Annotated in this window: 16 protein-coding genes; 7 read left to right on the forward strand and 9 right to left on the reverse strand. The window is 68.3% G+C overall.

Going from position 1 to position 16,077, the window contains the following annotated elements; all coding sequences use genetic code 11:
• Positions 1–83 precede the first annotated feature (83 nt).
• From bamB to ndk, 6 genes are all read right to left on the reverse strand, one after another.
• Entirely contained in the window at positions 84–1,304 is a 1,221-nt protein-coding gene (gene bamB, locus FHW73_RS12475; RefSeq protein WP_183427065.1) for an outer membrane protein assembly factor BamB, read from the reverse strand.
• Positions 1,304–1,936: a tetratricopeptide repeat protein gene (locus FHW73_RS12480; RefSeq protein WP_183427066.1), complete on the reverse strand. Its 633-nt coding sequence runs from the start codon at positions 1,934–1,936 to the stop codon at positions 1,304–1,306. Before FHW73_RS12480 ends, bamB begins: the two co-directional genes overlap by 1 nt.
• A gap of 107 nt (positions 1,937–2,043) precedes the next feature.
• Complete coding sequence (locus FHW73_RS12485; protein ID WP_183427067.1) at positions 2,044–2,871, reverse strand: RodZ domain-containing protein; 828 nt, start codon at positions 2,869–2,871, stop codon at positions 2,044–2,046.
• Complete coding sequence (gene pilW, locus FHW73_RS12490) at positions 2,868–3,662, reverse strand: type IV pilus biogenesis/stability protein PilW (protein WP_183427113.1); 795 nt, start codon at positions 3,660–3,662, stop codon at positions 2,868–2,870. Before pilW ends, FHW73_RS12485 begins: the two co-directional genes overlap by 4 nt.
• On the reverse strand, positions 3,649–4,836 hold the full coding sequence (rlmN, locus tag FHW73_RS12495) for a 23S rRNA (adenine(2503)-C(2))-methyltransferase RlmN (protein WP_183427114.1): 1,188 nt from the start codon (positions 4,834–4,836) through the stop codon (positions 3,649–3,651). Before rlmN ends, pilW begins: the two co-directional genes overlap by 14 nt.
• Entirely contained in the window at positions 4,833–5,258 is a 426-nt protein-coding gene (ndk, locus tag FHW73_RS12500) for a nucleoside-diphosphate kinase (RefSeq protein WP_183427068.1), read from the reverse strand. Before ndk ends, rlmN begins: the two co-directional genes overlap by 4 nt.
• Positions 5,259–5,487: 229 nt before the next feature.
• On the opposite strand from ndk, the gene FHW73_RS12505 reads away from it, so the two are divergent.
• The 3 genes from FHW73_RS12505 to FHW73_RS12515 all read left to right on the forward strand — a co-directional run bounded on the left by FHW73_RS12505 (position 5,488) and on the right by FHW73_RS12515 (position 9,812).
• Positions 5,488–6,108 (forward strand): TetR/AcrR family transcriptional regulator, encoded by a 621-nt coding sequence (locus FHW73_RS12505; protein ID WP_183427069.1) that lies wholly within the window; start codon positions 5,488–5,490, stop codon positions 6,106–6,108.
• 49 nt (positions 6,109–6,157) lie between these two features.
• Positions 6,158–8,530 (forward strand): 3-hydroxyacyl-CoA dehydrogenase/enoyl-CoA hydratase family protein, encoded by a 2,373-nt coding sequence (locus FHW73_RS12510; RefSeq protein WP_183427070.1) that lies wholly within the window; start codon positions 6,158–6,160, stop codon positions 8,528–8,530.
• Positions 8,531–8,606: 76 nt separating this feature from the next.
• Positions 8,607–9,812, forward strand: a complete 1,206-nt coding sequence (locus FHW73_RS12515) for an acetyl-CoA C-acyltransferase (RefSeq protein WP_183427071.1) — start codon at positions 8,607–8,609, stop codon at positions 9,810–9,812.
• Positions 9,813–9,957: 145 nt separating this feature from the next.
• Here the strand turns inward: FHW73_RS12515 and FHW73_RS12520 are convergent, their stop codons facing one another.
• Together FHW73_RS12520 and FHW73_RS12525 are read right to left on the reverse strand one after the other, a co-directional pair.
• Complete coding sequence (locus tag FHW73_RS12520; RefSeq protein ID WP_183427072.1) at positions 9,958–10,635, reverse strand: OmpA family protein; 678 nt, start codon at positions 10,633–10,635, stop codon at positions 9,958–9,960.
• Between the two features lie 169 nt (positions 10,636–10,804).
• Positions 10,805–12,220, reverse strand: a complete 1,416-nt coding sequence (locus FHW73_RS12525; RefSeq protein ID WP_183427073.1) for a deoxyribodipyrimidine photo-lyase — start codon at positions 12,218–12,220, stop codon at positions 10,805–10,807.
• 145 nt (positions 12,221–12,365) lie between these two features.
• On the opposite strand from FHW73_RS12525, the gene FHW73_RS12530 reads away from it, so the two are divergent.
• From FHW73_RS12530 to FHW73_RS12545, 4 genes are all read left to right on the forward strand, one after another.
• On the forward strand, positions 12,366–12,806 hold the full coding sequence (locus FHW73_RS12530; RefSeq protein WP_183427074.1) for a SufE family protein: 441 nt from the start codon (positions 12,366–12,368) through the stop codon (positions 12,804–12,806).
• On the forward strand, positions 12,803–14,050 hold the full coding sequence (locus FHW73_RS12535) for an MFS transporter (RefSeq protein ID WP_183427075.1): 1,248 nt from the start codon (positions 12,803–12,805) through the stop codon (positions 14,048–14,050). The genes FHW73_RS12530 and FHW73_RS12535 overlap by 4 nt, the downstream gene beginning before the upstream one ends.
• A gap of 125 nt (positions 14,051–14,175) precedes the next feature.
• Positions 14,176–14,751, forward strand: a complete 576-nt coding sequence (locus tag FHW73_RS12540) for a TlpA disulfide reductase family protein (protein ID WP_183427076.1) — start codon at positions 14,176–14,178, stop codon at positions 14,749–14,751.
• Positions 14,748–14,942: a hypothetical protein gene (locus FHW73_RS12545; RefSeq protein WP_183427077.1), complete on the forward strand. Its 195-nt coding sequence runs from the start codon at positions 14,748–14,750 to the stop codon at positions 14,940–14,942. The genes FHW73_RS12540 and FHW73_RS12545 overlap by 4 nt, the downstream gene beginning before the upstream one ends.
• 65 nt (positions 14,943–15,007) lie before the next feature.
• On the opposite strand, the gene dksA is transcribed toward FHW73_RS12545, so the two are convergent.
• The gene (dksA, locus tag FHW73_RS12550; protein ID WP_183427078.1) at positions 15,008–16,012 is read right to left on the reverse strand and encodes an RNA polymerase-binding protein DksA; all 1,005 of its coding nucleotides are present in this window, start codon (positions 16,010–16,012) and stop codon (positions 15,008–15,010) included.
• Positions 16,013–16,077 lie beyond the last annotated feature (65 nt).

Genomic DNA, 16,077 nt, shown 5'->3' on the forward strand with positions numbered 1-16,077 from the left:
CCGAAGCGGCGGCCACAAAACGGACGGGCCCCGGGCGGTGACACCGCCCGGGGCCCTAGTGTCGCATTGGCAGCGTCGAAACCCTACTGGTTCAGGCGCCAGGCGCTGACGTCGCCGTCGACGGTCTGCACCACCAGCACTCCGTCGGCGACGACCGGGGCGCCCTTGATCGGGTCGCGGCCGGCGCGCTCGCGTGCGGCGAACTCGCCGTCGTCCAGCCGCAGCCAGTGCAGATAGCCATCCAGGTCGCCGACCACGGCATAGTCGCCCTGCACCGCCGCGGCGCTGAGATTGCGCCGTGCCAGCGCCGGCTGCTGCCAGGCCGCCGTGCCGCTGAACTTGTCCAGCGCCCAGACGGTGCCGTTGGCGTCGGTCACGACCACGCGATGCGGCGACAGTGCCGGACGGTTGGAGCCGCCATGATCGCTGACCCACAGCGGGCGCCCGCTCGGGCCTTCCAGCGCCATCGTGCGGTGGCGGTAGCTACTGGCGAACAGCACGGCTTCGTCGAGCACCGGGGTGCCATCGACGTCGGCCATGCGCTCGAGCTCGGTGCGGCCGTCGGGCTGGGCGACCGCCTGCTCCCACAGCGTGCGGCCGTCGGCCAGCGCGAGCGCGGCCAGCGTGCCGTCGTCGTTGCCGACGAAGACGAAGCCCGGGCCGAGCACCGGCGCGTCGTTGCCGCGCACGGTCAGCGACGGCAGCTCGCGCACCCAGAACCAGCGGCGCTCGCCGCTGGCGATATCGAATGCGGTGACGCGACCGTCGTTGGAGCGCACCAGCACCAGGCCCTGCCCGATCGTCGGTGCGGCGATGACCTCGTTGGTGACCTTGGCGGTCCAGCGCTGCTCGCCGGTCGCCGCATCGAGCGCCAGCACGTCGCCGTCCAGGCTGCCGACCACGACCAGGCCATCGCCGACGCCTGGACCGCCGCTCAGGCGCAGGTCCGATTCATGGCGCCAGATCGAAGCGCCGCTCTGCAGATCCAGTGCGCGCACGCCGCCCTTGATCGCGGCGACGTAGACGCGGCCATCGGCGACCACCGGGCCCTGGCGCACGCCCAGCCGGCCTTCGCCCTTGCCGGCGCTGGTCCGCCACAGGCGGGTCACCGTCACCGACGGGGTGATGTCGGTCAGCTTGGCGGGTTCCGACAGCGCCTTGGCATCGGCCTTCTCGCTGTTGCCGAACCAGCCGCGCACGGTGCTGCAGCCGCTCACCGCGACCGCGCACAGCGCGATCGCCGCGAACCGCAACGCGCGGGACGGAACGGGGGAAGCCGCGGCGGGGGCCGTGTGCTCGGTCATCAGGATTCAACCTCGGGTTCGTCCGGCGCACCGCCGACTTGGGAAAGCTTGAGCTCGACCAGCCCGCGCTGCGGCGCGGCGCTGTCGAGACCGCGCAGCGCACTGGCGTAGTCGGCGCGGGCCTGCTCGACCTGTTGGAGCGCAAAATGCGCATCGCCGCGCACTTCCAGCGAGACCGCATCGTCGACGCCATCGAGCAGCGCGACCGCTTCCTGGCCGCGGCCGGCGTCGATCAGCAACCGTGCCAGACGCTGGCGCACGACCGCCGCCACGCCGGGTTCAGCGCCCTCGACGCCCTGCAGCGTGGCGATCGCGGCATCGCGGTCGCCGGCGTCGAGCTGGGCCTTGGCCAGTTGCAGCGCGGCCAGTTCGCCATAGGTGGAATCGGGCAGCGCGGCGACGCGTTCGCTGGCCTTGTCGAGCGTACCGGCGCGGATGTCGAGCACTGCCGCCTGGTAGTCGGCGTGCTGGGCAGCCGCCTGGGCGTGGGTCCGCTGCTTCCAGTACTGCCAGCCGAAGATCAGGAGTGCGCCGACGAGGACGCCACCAATCAGGCCCAGGCCGTTGTCGCGAAGCCAGGCCTTGACCCGCTCCCCCTGTTCGCGCTCGTCGAGCAGCTCATCAAGTGCCATATGTTCTCTGCGCCCGTCGCCGGCGACGGGTCTTTGCCATTGGAAAACGACAGACCGGCGGCAGCGCTCACGCGCCGTGCCGGTCCTGTGTGCAGCGCGGGTCGCGATTACTCGGCGACGGGCGCAAAACCGCGATCGGAGGATACCTCAAAGCGCGCGACGTTCGACCGGCGAAACTCGGACAGATCCTGAACGACCCCATCGCGCAGCACCTCGACCGCGCCGGCATTGCCGAGCACGATGCGGTGGACATCCGCAGTCGCGAACTCGCGCTGCTGGCCGGCCGGGATTTCGGCCGACTCAATCCGGCGGCCGTCTTGGCCGACGATTTCCACCCAGCTCGGACCGCTGAAACGCAGCGTCAGCCGCCCGGCCTGATTGCGTGCAGCGGGCTCGGCCGTCGGCACGGGCGCGGTCGCACGCTTGGGCAGCGCGCCCAGCGAGGCGGTGACCGGCCGCGGGCCGGCAGGCTGCGCGGGCCCAGCGTCGTCTCCGAGCACGCCCAACGACGCGGTGATCTCACCGGTGTCGTCGACATGCTGGCGCGTCGCCACCCACACCGGCACGACGATCAGTGCGGTGATCACGACATAGACCGCGCGGCCCATGGCCTTGTCCAGTACCCGCTGCATCGGCGGGGTGTAGGTGCGCGGGGTCAGTTCGGGCGGGCGCACCTCAGTGGCCGCCGGCACGGTGTCGGCCAGCGACTCGGGCAGCCCGAGCAGACGCAGATAGCTGCGCAGCTGTCCGCGGACGAACACCTGCGCGCCCAGGCGCCCCCAATCCTCGGCCTCGAGGGCCTCGACCACGCGAATCTGCATCCGCAGTCGCGAGGCGACATCGGCAAGGCGCAACCCGGCCTGCTCGCGTGCGACGCGCAGGCGCTCTCCGACCCCAGACGTGGTCTCTGGCATGGCCTGGTGCGAAGAACTCATGGTGGACTGGTTTCCCTTGGCTGGAGGTGCGATGCGTCCGGAAATTCGGTCTCCAGACGCCGCATGAGTCGATCGGCGGCGGCTCCGTCGCCGAGCCCCTGTTCGATGCGGGCCGCCAGTTGCAATGCTGCCGCAGTTGCGGGGGCCACGGCAAGCCATCGTTGCGAAAAAGCGCGCGCCTCGAACCATCGCCCCTGACTGGCGAGCAGCCGGGCCATGGCATCGAGCGCGACCGTGCTCGCGGGTTCGAGCTCGAGCGCGGCGCGCAGATCGCGTTCGGCGCGCGCGGCATCGCCGGCATCGAGTGCGCAAGCGCCGGCATTGGCCAGGGCGCCGGCGCGGTCGCCGTAGCCTGGATCCTGCAGCGCGGCGTCGAACTGCGCCAGCGATTCGCCGGCCCGGCCGCTGCGGCACAGCCAGGCGCCATAGTTGTTGAGGGTCGCGCCGCGGTGAGGCGCGCGCTCGACCGCGGCGCGGTAGTAGGCGCCCGCCTGCGCCGAACGGCCCTGACGCTCGCTGACCAGGGCCAGCAGCGTATTGGCGTCGGCCGCGGTCTGCTCGTTGCGCAAGGCCGCCTTGGCCTGGCGCTCGGCGCCGCGGTCATCGCCCTGCTGGTAGGCGCGCACGCCCAGTGCCAGCTGTTCGCGTGCGGCTTCGGCGCGGCGGAACTCAGGGGTGCCGCTGATATCGTAGGTCGGGCGATCAGCGTTCGGCTTGACGAACCCCGAGCGCGAGCAGGCGGCCAGCGCCATGCCGAGCATCACCAGGACGACGGCCTCAGGCCACCGCATCGACACCGTCGCCACCCTCGGCGCGCAGCCGCTTGAGGTGTTCGGCCTGGCGCCGCGTACGGTCGGCGACCTGGCCCTTGAGCTGGCCGCAGGCCGCGTCGATGTCGTCGCCACGGGTGCGGCGGACCGGCGCGATGCGGCCCGATTCGTTGAGCAGCTTCTGGAACCGCCGGATCGCGGCGTCGTCCGGACGCTCGTAGCGGGTGCCCGGGAACGGGTTGAACGGGATCAGGTTGACCTTCGCCGCGTCCTTCATCTGCAGGCGGTTGTCGAAATCGCGCATCAGCCGCACCAGCTCGCGGGCATGCTGGGGCTGATCGTTGACATCGCGCATCAGCGTGTACTCGAACGTCACCGACTCGCCGCGCTTGCGCTGGGCGTAGCGCACGCACGATTCCATCAGCTCGGCGATCGGGTACTTCTTGTTGAGCGGCACCAGCTCGCTGCGCAGCGCGTCGTTGGGCGCGTGCAGCGAGACCGCCAGCGACACGTCGCTGACTTCGCCGAGCCTGTCGATCATCGGCACCACGCCGGCGGTCGACAGGGTGACGCGCTTGTTGGCCAGGCCATAACCCAGGTCGTCGCGCATGATGCTCATCGCGCGCACGACATTGTCGAAATTCATCAGCGGCTCGCCCATGCCCATCATGACCACGTTGGTCAGGCGGCGCTGCTTGTGCGGCACGTTGCCCAGGTGGCGCGCCGCCACCCAGACCTGGCCGATGATCTCGGCGGTCGACAGGTTGCGGTTGAAGCCCTGGGTCGCAGTGGAACAGAACTGGCAGTTGAGCGCGCAGCCCACCTGCGAGGACACGCACAGCGTGCCGCGCCCCTTGTCGGGGATGTAGACGGTCTCGATGGCGTTCTTGCCGTCCATCGCCAGCAGCCACTTGTGGGTGCCGTCGGTGGAAGGCTTTTCGAACTGGATCTGCGGCACGCGGACTTCGGCGTGCGCTTCGAGCTTGGCGCGCAGCCCCTTGCCCAGGTCGGTCATCTCGTTGAAATCGGTGACGTAGCGGTGGTGGATCCACTTCATCACCTGGTGGGCACGGAAGCGCTTTTCGCCGAGGATCTCGGCGAAAAAGCGCTCCAGTCCCTCGCGATCGAGGTCGAGCAGGTTCTGCTTGGCGACGGCAACGTCGATGGCGACCCCGGTCACGATGGCATCACTCAGCGCGAGACGACTTCGTCGTTCTTGAAGAAGTACGCGATCTCGGTCTGCGCGTTCTCGACCGAATCCGAGCCGTGGGCGGCGTTGGCGTCGATCGAATCGGCGAAGTCGGCGCGGATCGTGCCCGGCGCGGCGTCCTTCGGGTTGGTGGCACCCAGCAGCTCGCGGTGCAGGGCCACGGCATTCTCGCCTTCCAAGGCCTGGATCATCACCGGGCCGGAGGTCATGAACTCGACCAGCGCGTTGAAGAACGGACGCTCGCGGTGGATCGCGTAGAAGCCCTCGGCCTCCTCGCGGGTCAGCTGCTTGTACTTGGCGGCCACGATCTTCAGGCCCGCCTTCTCGAAACGGCTGTAGATCTCACCGATGACGTTCTTGGCAACGGCATCGGGCTTGACGATGGACAGGGTGCGCTCGAGCGCCATCTGCGAATTCTCCGGACAATGGGGACGACCATCCCGGCGGGCTGGTCGAAGTTAGCATGGAAAAACCCGCGTCTGGGCGCGGGTTTAGCCGATACGGCTGCAGTGATTCTACCGCATTGCGGAGCAAGCCGCAGCGCGCCCGTTGGATGCGCAATCCAAGACGCGGTCATTGACGCGTCGGGGCAACGCGCTCTAGCATCAAACAAGCGTTTGATTCAGCGGAGAGCGGATGAGCGGTACGCGGCAGTTTTCCACCAAGGACAAGATCCTTGGCGCAGCCGAGGAGCTGTTCGCGGCCAATGGCTTTGCCGGCACGTCGCTGCGGCAGGTCACCAGCCGCGCCGACGTCAATATCGCCGCGGTCAACTACCACTTCGGCAGCAAGGAGAACCTCGTCAACGAGGTGTTCCGCCGGCGCATGGACCAGATGAGTGCGCAGCGCCTGGCCCAGCTGCGCCGGGCGCTCGCCGAACAACCCGGGCAGATCGAGCCGATCATCGCCGCCTTCGTCGATCCGGCGCTGGACATGGCGATCGGGCGCAACGGCAGCGGCGGGTTCGTGCGGGTGATCGCACGCGCCTATGTCGAGAAGAACGACGCGCTGCGTAAGTTCCTGTCCGAGCAATACGGCCACGTGCCGCGCGAGTTCGCCTCGGCCCTGTCCGCCTGCCTGCCGGGGCTGGGCAAGGCCGAGCTCTATGGCCGGCTGGATTTTCTGGCCGGCGCATTGACCTATGCGATGGCCGACTTCGGCTTGATCAAGCGGCCGCACGGCACCACCGAGGCCGAACACCGCACCCGGATCGCCGGCGAACTGATCCGTTTTTCCGCCGCCGGTTTCCGCGCCTGACCCCCCGCCGGGCTCGACCCGGCCCTTATCGAACAAAGGGATGGAGCAAATGTCCGAGAAATTGCTTGTACGTCGCGCCGCGGTCCTGGGCGCCGGGGTCATGGGGGCGCAGATTGCCGCGCACCTGACCAACGCCGGCATCGACACGGTGCTGTTCGACCTGCCGGGCAAGGACGGCGACCCCGACGGCATCGTCCGCAAGGCGCTGGCCAATCTGGGCAAGCTCAGCCCGGCCCCGCTGGCCTCGCGCGCGTTGGCCGAGGCGATCGTGCCGGCGAACTACGAGACCGGCCTGGCGCTGCTCGAAAGCTGCGATCTGATCATCGAGGCGATCGCCGAGCGGATGGACTGGAAGCAGGACCTGTACCGCAAGATCGCCCCGCATGTGCCGGCGCACACCGTGCTTGCCAGCAACACCTCAGGCTTGGGAATCAACAAGTTGGCGGAAGTTCTTCCAGAGGAACTTCGTCATCGTTTCTGCGGTGTCCACTTCTTCAACCCGCCGCGCTATATGCACCTGGCCGAGCTGATCCCGGCCAGGACCACCGACAAGGCGGTGCTCGAGGGGCTGGAGACCTTCCTGACCACCCAGCTCGGCAAGGGCGTGGTCTACGCCAAGGACACCCCGAACTTCATCGGCAACCGGATCGGCGTGTTCTCGATCCTGTCGACGATCCACCATACCCAGGAATCGGGACTGGGCTTCGACGAGGTCGATGCGCTGACCGGCCCCCTGCTCGGCCGGCCGAAGTCGGCGACCTACCGCACCTCCGACGTGGTCGGGCTCGACACCATGGCCCACGTCATCAAGACGATGGCCGACACGCTGCCCGATGACCCCTGGCACGAGTATTTCGCCACCCCCAAGTGGCTGTCGGCACTGATCGACAAGGGCGCGCTCGGCCAGAAGGCCGGGGCCGGCATCTTCCGTAAGGCCGGCAAGGACATCACCGTTCTCGACCTCGAGGCGCAGGACTACCGCCCCGCCGACCGCAAGGCGGCCGACGAGGTCGTGGAGATCCTCAAGACCCGCGATCCGGCCGAGCGCATGGCCAAGCTGCGCGCCAGCGCGCACCCGCAGGCACAGTTCGTCTGGGCGATCCTGCGCGATCTGTTCCATTACAGCGCTGTGCACCTGGAGGACATCGCCCAGACCGCGCGCGATGTGGACCTGGCGATCCGGTGGGGCTACGGCTGGCAGCAGGGGCCGTTCGAACTGTGGCAGGCGGCGGGCTGGAAGCAGGTCGCCGACTGGATCGCCGAGGACATCGTCGCCGGCAAGACCATGAGCAGCGCGCCGCTGCCCGACTGGGTGTTCGACGGCCGCGAGGGCGTGCACGCGGCCGAGGGCAGCTACAGCCCGGCTCAGAATGCCAAGCTGCCGCGCTCCGCGCTGCCGGTCTACCGCCGCCAGCGTTTCCCCGATCCGCTGCTCGGCGAGCGCTTCGACCAGGGCGAGACCCGCTTCGAGAACGACGGCATCCGGCTGTGGAGCGATGGCGACGACATCGGCGTGATCAGCTTCAAGACCAAGATGCACACCGTCTCCGACCAGGTGCTCGACGGCATCCAGGAGGCGATCGGCATTGCCGAGCAGGACTTCAAGGGCCTGGTGATCTGGCAGCCCAAGGAGCCGTTCTCTGCCGGTGCCGACCTCGCCGGCGCACTGGGCCTGCTGCAGGCCGGCAAGGTCGACGCGTTCGAGGCGATGGTCGCCAACTTCCAGGCGACCAGCCAGCGCATCAAGTATTCGCTGGTGCCGGTGGTCTCGGCGGTGCGTGGTCTGGCGCTGGGCGGTGGCTGCGAGTTCCAGATGCACAGCGCGCGCACGGTCGCGCACCTGGAGAGCTACATCGGTCTGGTCGAGGCCGGTGTCGGTCTGCTGCCGGCCGGCGGCGGCCTGAAGGAACTGGCGGTGCGCGCGTCGAACGCGGCCGGTGCGGGCGGCGACGTGTTCGCCGAGCTCAAGAAGACCTTCGAGACCGTCGCGATGGCCAAGGTCTCCACCTCGGCCGTGCACGCGAAAGAGCTGGGGCTGCTGCGCGCAGACGACGTGGTGACGTTCAACGCCTACGAGTTGCTGCACGTCGCCCGCCAGCAGGCCGCCGCGCTGGCCGAGTCGGGCTATCGCCCGCCCCTGCCCGCGCGTGCGATCCGGGTCGCCGGCGATGTCGGCATCGCGACCTTCAAGATGCTGCTGGTCAACATGCTCGAAGGCCGCTTCGTGAGCCCGTACGACTACGAGATCGCCGAGCGGATCGCGACCGTGCTGTGCGGCGGCAATGTCGACCGCAATGCGCTCGTCGACGAGGATTGGCTGATCCGTCTGGAGCGCCAGCACTTCGTCGAGCTGGCGCAGCAGGAGAAGACCCAGGCCCGCATCGCGCACATGCTCAAGACCGGCAAGCCGCTCAGGAACTGAGGTTCGTGCGTGGCCCGCGCGTCGGGCCACGGCGTGTCCCCGTCCCGAACCTCGACATCGCATTCCGGAGTTTCCAATGACCAAGCAGATCCAGGACGCCTACATCGTCGCTGCCACCCGTACCCCGGTGGGCAAGGCGCCCAAGGGCGTGTTCCGCAATACCCGTCCCGACGACATGCTCGCGCACGTGCTCAAGGCCGTCGTCGCGCAGGCGCCGGGCATCGACCCGGGCCGCATCGACGATGCGATCATCGGCTGCGCCATGCCCGAAGGCGAGCAAGGCATGAACGTGGCGCGCATCGGCGTGCTGCTGGCCGGCCTGCCCGATACCGTCGCCGCGCAGACGGTCAACCGCTTCTGCTCGTCGGGCCTGCAGGCCGTGGCGCTGGCCGCCAACGAGATCCGGCTGGGCAACGCCGACCTGATGCTCGCCGGCGGCACCGAGAGCATGAGCATGGTGCCGATGATGGGCAACAAGGTCGCGCTGTCGCCGTCGGTGTTCAAGGACGACCACGTGGCGATCGCCTACGGGATGGGCATCACCGCCGAGAAGGTCGCCGAGGAATGGAAGGTCTCGCGCGAGGACCAGGATGCGTTCGCGCTGGCCTCGCACCAGAAGGCGATCGCCGCGATCCAGGCCGGCGAGTTCAAGGACGAGATCAGCCCCTACGAGATCCTCTCCCACCAGCCTGACCTCGCCGGCAATACCGTGCAGCTGAAGAAGCGGCTGGTGGATACCGACGAGGGCCCGCGCCCGGATTCCTCGATCGAGGGCCTCGCCAAGCTCAAGCCGGTGTTCCGCAACGGCCAGTTCGGCGGTTCGGTGACGGCCGGCAACAGTTCCCAGATGAGCGATGGCGCGGCCGGCATCCTGCTCGCGTCCGAGCGCGCGGTGAACGACCACGGTCTCAAGCCGCTGGCGCGCTTCGTCAGCTTCGCCGTCGCCGGCGTGCGGCCCGAAGTCATGGGCATCGGGCCGATCGCGGCGATTCCCAAGGCACTGGCGCAGGCAGGGCTCACCCTCGACGACATCGACTGGATCGAGCTCAACGAGGCGTTCGCCGCGCAGGCGCTGGCGGTGATCCGCGACAGCAAGCTGGACCCGGACAAGGTCAATCCGCTGGGCGGCGCGATCGCGCTGGGCCACCCGCTGGGTGCGACGGGCGCGATCCGCACCGCGACGATCGTCCACGGCATGCGTCGCCGCAAGAAGCGCTACGGCCTGGTGACGATGTGCATCGGTACCGGCATGGGCGCGGCAGGTGTGATCGAGGCGCTGTAACGCACCACGGCATGTGCGCGGCCTCCGATTCGCGAGCCCGCGACTGCTGGCGGGTGCCGCCTGTCCATCGCTTCGCCCACGGATTTTTCAGCAAAAAAAGCCCCGGCATTGCCGGGGCTTTTCTTCAAGCGTGATCGCGTGGCGATCAGCCCTGCAGCGGCACCACGCGGACTTCGACGCGGCGGTTGGCCGCCCGGCCCTGCTCGGTGCTGTTGTCGGCAATCGGTCGGGTCTTGCCGAAACCGACGATCTCGAAGCGCTGGCGCAGCAGGCCCTGGCCGATCAGGTAGTTGCCCACTGCATTGGCGCGCTGCTCCGACAGCCGCTGGTTGACCGCATCGCTGCCGACGCTGTCGGTGTGGCCCGAGATCTCGACGATGGTCTTGTCGTACTCGGCCAGCGTGCGCGCGACATTGTTAAGCGCGGGATAGAACTGGGGCTTCAGATCGGCCTTGCCGAAGTCGAAGGTCACGCCGTCGGGCAGATTGAGCTTGATGACGTCGCCTTCGCGATCGACCTGGATACCGGTGCCCTGGGTCTGGCGACGCAGTTCGGCTTCCTGGCGATCCTGGTAGGCACCGATCGCACCACCGGCCAGGCCGCCGACACCGGCGCCGACCAGTGCCCGCTGGCGGCGTTCTGTCGCGTCCGACCCGCTGAGCAGGCCGGCCACAGCGCCGATACCGGCACCGATCAGGGCATTGTTGCGCGTGCGATTCGGATCGTCGGGCGCATTGGTCTGGCCGGTGTAGCTGGCGCAGCTGGTCAGCAACAGGACGCCTGCGATGGCCGTGGTCAGGCCTGCGGTGCTCAGTTTGCGCATGTCTTGGATCTCCCTTGGGTCAGGACAGAAATGTCCGCGAATGGTGATGGCGGGGCCGAAATTACCCGGTGCCTGATGCAAATAGGGTGACGGATGTGGCGGCATCCAAGGCCTGTTCAGTTTCGCGCGCTCCACCTCGCGTCACGAGCGCGCGGCTCGGTCCAAACGCTCAGCGCGATGCGCGATAGGCGGCCAGCGCCGCCTCCCGGCCTGCATCCAGATCCACCATCGGCTTGCGCGGATAATCCGGCGCCAGCAGCGCCAGGCGGTCGGGATCGGTCCAGGGCGCGAACAACAAGGGCGTCGGCACATCAGCCAGTTCGGGGACCCAGCGCCGGATGTAGCGGCCGTCCGGGTCAAAGCGCTGCGCCTGCGAGACCGGATTGAAGATCCGGAAGTACGGCGAGGCGTCGGCGCCGGTCCCACCGATCCATTGCCAACCGAGCGTGTTGTTGGCCAGGTCCGCATCCACCAGCGTGTTCCAGAACCAGCGCGCACCTTCGCGCCAGTGGACGCGCATGTGCTTGCACAGCCAACTGCCCACGATCAGCCGCACGCGGTTATGCATCCAGCCGGTGTGCCAGAGCTCGCGCATGCCGGCATCGACGATCGGCACGCCGGTCCGGCCTTGCTGCCAGGCTTCGAGCCGACCGGCATCGGGCCGCGCCCAGCGGAAACGCGCGAAGCGAGGGTTGAGGTCGCGGTCGATGCTGTCGGGGAAGTGGTGCAGCAGGTGGTGGGCGAACTCGCGCCAGCCAAGCTGCCGGATATAGGCATCGATCTGCGGCGCGGTGGCGGCGCGACGTTCGGCCTCCAGCGCGGCGACGATCCGCCACGGGGCGATCTCGCCGAAATGCAGGTGCGGCGACAGGCGCGAAGTGCCGACCTGATCGGGGCGGTCGCGGCCACTGGCGTAGTCGCGCAGTGCCCCATCGACGAAGACTTCGAGCGCTTCCCGCGCGCCGTCCTCGCCCGGCGTCCACGACGACCAGAAGCCGGACGACCAGTCGGGCGTGGGCGCGAGCTTCAGGTCGGCGAGCGCGACGCCGTTCGGCCCGGCCTCGGCCGTCGGCAGCAACGGCGGCGGCGACCAGGTCGCCTGCGTGCGCCAGGTCGACAGGGCCTTGCGCCAGAACGGCGTGAAGACCTTGTACGGGCCGCCCTGTCCGGTCTGCAGGGCCCATGGCTCAAACAACAGGGCGCCGTCGTGGCTTTCGGCACGCACCCCGTCGTCGCGCAAGGTCCGCTTGATGCGGGCGTCGCGCTGTTCGATCGCCGGCTCGTAACGGCGGTTCCAGAACACCGCCTCCGCGTCGCAGGTCTCCACCAGGGTGCGCAAGGTCGGCAGGGTCGGGCCGTGGAACAGGCGCAGGCGTGCGCCGTGACGGCGCAAGGCCTGGTCGAGCGCCGCCAGTGCGCGATGGCGCCAGGCGTTGGACGCTGCGCCGGGTGCCCAGTCGCCTTCCTCGTCGGGGGCATGGATATAGACGCACACCGGCGCCAGGCCGGCCTGGAGTGCAGCGTGCAGCGCGGGATTGTCGTCGAGCCTGAGATCGTTGCGGAACCAGACGATCGCGTTCGCCATGCGCTCCTCCTCGCGCGTCGCCGGCAAGCCTAGCCGACCGCGATGATGGCGGTGAGAAGGCCGCCACATCCCCTTCGCGCGCTTTTGCTTCACACTATTGCGTTCTGGCCCGCCCTGCGGCGCCGCCCGTTTCCCGACCGCGCCTGTGACCGATTCGCCCTTCCCGCTTGAAGCCTCGCCCGAACAGGCGCAACGCGCCATCGCCGACGAATTCGCCTTCTTCGGCGACTGGTCGGAACGCTATCAGTACCTGATCGACCTCGGCCGCAAGCTGCCGCCGTTCCCCGACAGCGACAAGACCGAAGCCAACCGCCTGCATGGCTGCCAGTCGATGGTCTGGATCGTGGCCTCGGGTGATGCGGATCGGCTGGACTTCGCGGCGGCCAGCGATTCGGCGATCGTCTCGGGCCTGATCTACCTGGCCTTGCGCGTGTATTCGGGCCGCAGTGCACGCGAGATCGTGGACACCGACGCCAGCTACATCGGCGACATCGGGCTGGCCAAGCACCTCTCGCCCACCCGCAGCAACGGCCTGGCCGCCCTGCTCGCCTTCATCCGCGATCGCGCCCAGTCCGCGCTGGCGTGAGCGCACCCGGCGACAAGTCTTCCGACAGCCGGGCCGCGCCGCTGCGCAATCCGGGGTTTCGTGCGTTGCTGGGCTATCGCATCCTGACGATCCTGTCCTATCAGATCGTCGCGGTCACCGTCGGCTGGCAGATCTACGCCGCCACCCAGAACCCGTGGATGCTCGGACTGGTGGGGCTGGCCGAAGTGCTGCCCTACTTCTGCGTGGCGCCGTTCGCCGGCTACCTGGTCGATCACCTGCCCCGGCGCAAGCTGGGCATGGCAGCCGCGGCGGGCCTGGCGATCACGCCGGTGCTGCTCGCGCTGCTGTCGCTCGACGGGTTGGGCAGCAACGTCTGGCTGATCTACCTGCCGATCATGCTGACCGGCATGGTGCGGGCCTTCCTGGGACCGGTCTATAACGCGCTGTTCGCGCGCGTGCTGCCGCGCGAGCAGTTCGCGCGGGGCGCCAGCCTGGGCAGCATCGCGTTCCAGAGCGCGGTCGTCGTGGGCCCGGCGATCGGTGGGTTCGTCGTCGGTTGGGCCGGCGAGGCCAGCGCCTATGCGCTGGCCTCGGTGCTGGCGCTGGGCGTGATCGTGTTCCTGGCGCGGATGCAGGTCACCGAGCCGCCACGCATGCTGCAACGCGCTCCGATTTTCGCCAGCATCGCCGAAGGCGCCCGCTTCGTGTTCGGCCACCAGATCCTGCTCGGCGCCCTGGCCCTGGACATGTTCGCGGTGCTGTTTGGCGGCGCGATCTCGCTGGCGCCGGCCTTCATCCACGACATCCTGCATTGGGGACCCGAAGGCCTTGGCATCCTGCGCGGTGCGCCGGCATTGGGCTCGGTGGCGATGGGCATCTGGCTGGCCCGCCATCCCGTCCAGCGCAACGCAGGTCGCTTCCTGCTGCTCGCGGTCGGCGGCTTCGGACTGTGCATGATCGGCTTCGGCCTGTCCACCGCATTCTGGCTGTCAGCGTTCTTCCTGCTGCTGTCGGGCATGTGCGACGGGGTGTCGGTGGTGATGCGCTCGACGATCATGCAGTTGGCGACGCCCGACCACATGCGCGGCCGGGTTTCGTCGATCAACGGCCTGTTCGTGGGCTCGTCCAACGAGATCGGCGCGTTCTACATGGGCTCGATGGCGCGCCTGCTCGGCCTGGTGCCGGCCGTTGTGCTCGGCGGCTTCATGACGATGGGCGTGGTCGCGACGACGGCCTGGAAGGCGCCGCGCTTGCGCCGCCTGGATCTGCGCGAGCTGCAGTGAACGCAGAACTGTGACGGGCGACCGAGTCGCCCTGCCCGATCCCCGGAATACTCGCCCGAACACGTGACCTGCCACCGCAAGTCGCCCGCGCTCGGGATCGCGCGGATTTCGCCAAGGAACCGGCCATGCGCGCATCCGTTCTGGTATCGATCGCCCTGCTCGTCGCCTGTGCGCTCGTTGTCGTGCTCGGCATCCAGAACCGCCGGCTGCAGACGACGCTGACCGCCCTTCAGACCGAACAACTGGCGCCGCGGGTAGGCGCATGGTGGCCGGCCCTCGAACTGCAGACCCTCGATGGGCGCACCGAGACACTGGGCGGCGCAGGCCGGGCACAGGTCATCTATGTCTTCGACACTGGCTGCCCCGCGTGCAAGGCGTCGGTGCCGGTGGTGCGGGAGATCGAGACGGCTCTTGCGCAATTGCCCAATCCGATCTCGATGGTGAGCATCGGCAGTGGCGACGACATCACCGCCTATCGGAAAGACGCCGGCTTCGGTTTTCCGGTCTTTCCGCAGTCTGCCAAGCTGGCTTCATTGCTGGGCGTCGAGCAGGTCCCTCTTCTGGTCGCGGTCGACGACGATGGCCGTGTCGTCTTCTCGCATGTCGGGCAACTGGACAAGGATGTAGTGGCATCCCTCATGACCGACATACGCGGCCTGGATGCCGTCTCGGTCGGTTCCATCCAAGGAGAAGGCAGATGAAGAAGGTCACGAGCAAGGTGAAGAGTGCGCTGGTCGCGTTCGCAATCGTCGGATGCCTCGGATTCGGAGCCGCCCAGGCGGTCCAGTCCAACGCCGCTGGCAGCCGATGTACGGACCCGGACACCGGCTGTCCCTGCAAGCCCGGCTGCCGCTATGGCGGCGGTCGCGTCGGTTGTTGCCTGATCCCCTGACGGGCGCACAAAGAAAAAGCCGGTCGAATCGACCGGCTTTTTCTGGAGCGATCGGCGGAAAACCGTCAATCCCCCATCTGCTTTTGCAGATGTTCCCAACGTTCCTGCTCGTCGATCGTGCGCTCGGCCGTCAGGCGCGCCTCGAGACGGTCGAGACCGATCTCCTCGCCCGAGTCCACGCTGTAGCCGTACTCGCCCGAGTCGACACGCTTGAGCGTGCTGTCGATCTTGCCGATCAGCTTGCGGTAGCGGTCGCGCGTGCGAAGCTCGAGCGAGTTCTCGGTCTCCCGCGTCGCACGTTCCGCCTCGTCGCCGACATCGCGGACTTCGTCCTTGAGGTTCTCGATCGTCTGCTTGGATTCCTCGACCAGGTCCGCGCGCCACTGCAGCAGGCGCTGACGGAAATACTCGAGCTGCAACGGACTCATGTACTCCTCGTCGGCGGAGGGCTTGTAGCCCGCCGGGAGGATGGGACGACCTGTCTCTTCATCGGTCTTGTACTGCACGACCTTCACCTTCGTTCTGGGCGCCGGCTCCGGCTGGCGCGCCACGACCGCGACGGCGACCTTGCCGGCCGGACGCGGACGTGTTGTGGGAGTGGAAGCCGGCACCGGCTTGGGTGCGGCGGTTTTCGCCGGCGCCGACGTCGCCTTCGCAGACGCGGCCTCCGGTTTGGCGACAGGCTTGTCGATGACCGACTTTGCCGGTGCCGCCTTTTTGGCGACGGACTTGTTGGCTGCCGACGGAGCGGCGGCCTTGGTGTTCGTCGCCGGCTTCGGCGCCACGGTCTTGTTGACCGCAGCGGCCTTGGCGATCTTCTTGGCCGGCGCCTTCGACGGCGCCGCCTTCTTGGCAGGCGTCTTGGCGGCCGGCGTCTTCTTGGTCGCCGGCTTGGCCACGGCCTTCTTGGCGGCGGCCTTCTTGGTCACGGGCGCAGACTTGGCCACCTTCTTGACGGCCGGGGCCTTCTTCGCGGGGGCAGACTTCTTGGTCGCAACCTTGGCGGGCGCCTTGGCTGCGGGCTTGACGGCCTTCTTGACGGCCTTTTTTACGGGTTTCTTGGCTGCCACGAGCTGCGATCCTTGTCATTCCCTTGGACGGGGAAGCGGGCTGTTATACCCTGCAAACCCTGCAG

The sequence above is a fragment of the Luteimonas sp. RC10 genome, from assembly GCF_014192745.1.
In the GTDB taxonomy this organism is placed as follows: domain Bacteria; phylum Pseudomonadota; class Gammaproteobacteria; order Xanthomonadales; family Xanthomonadaceae; genus Luteimonas.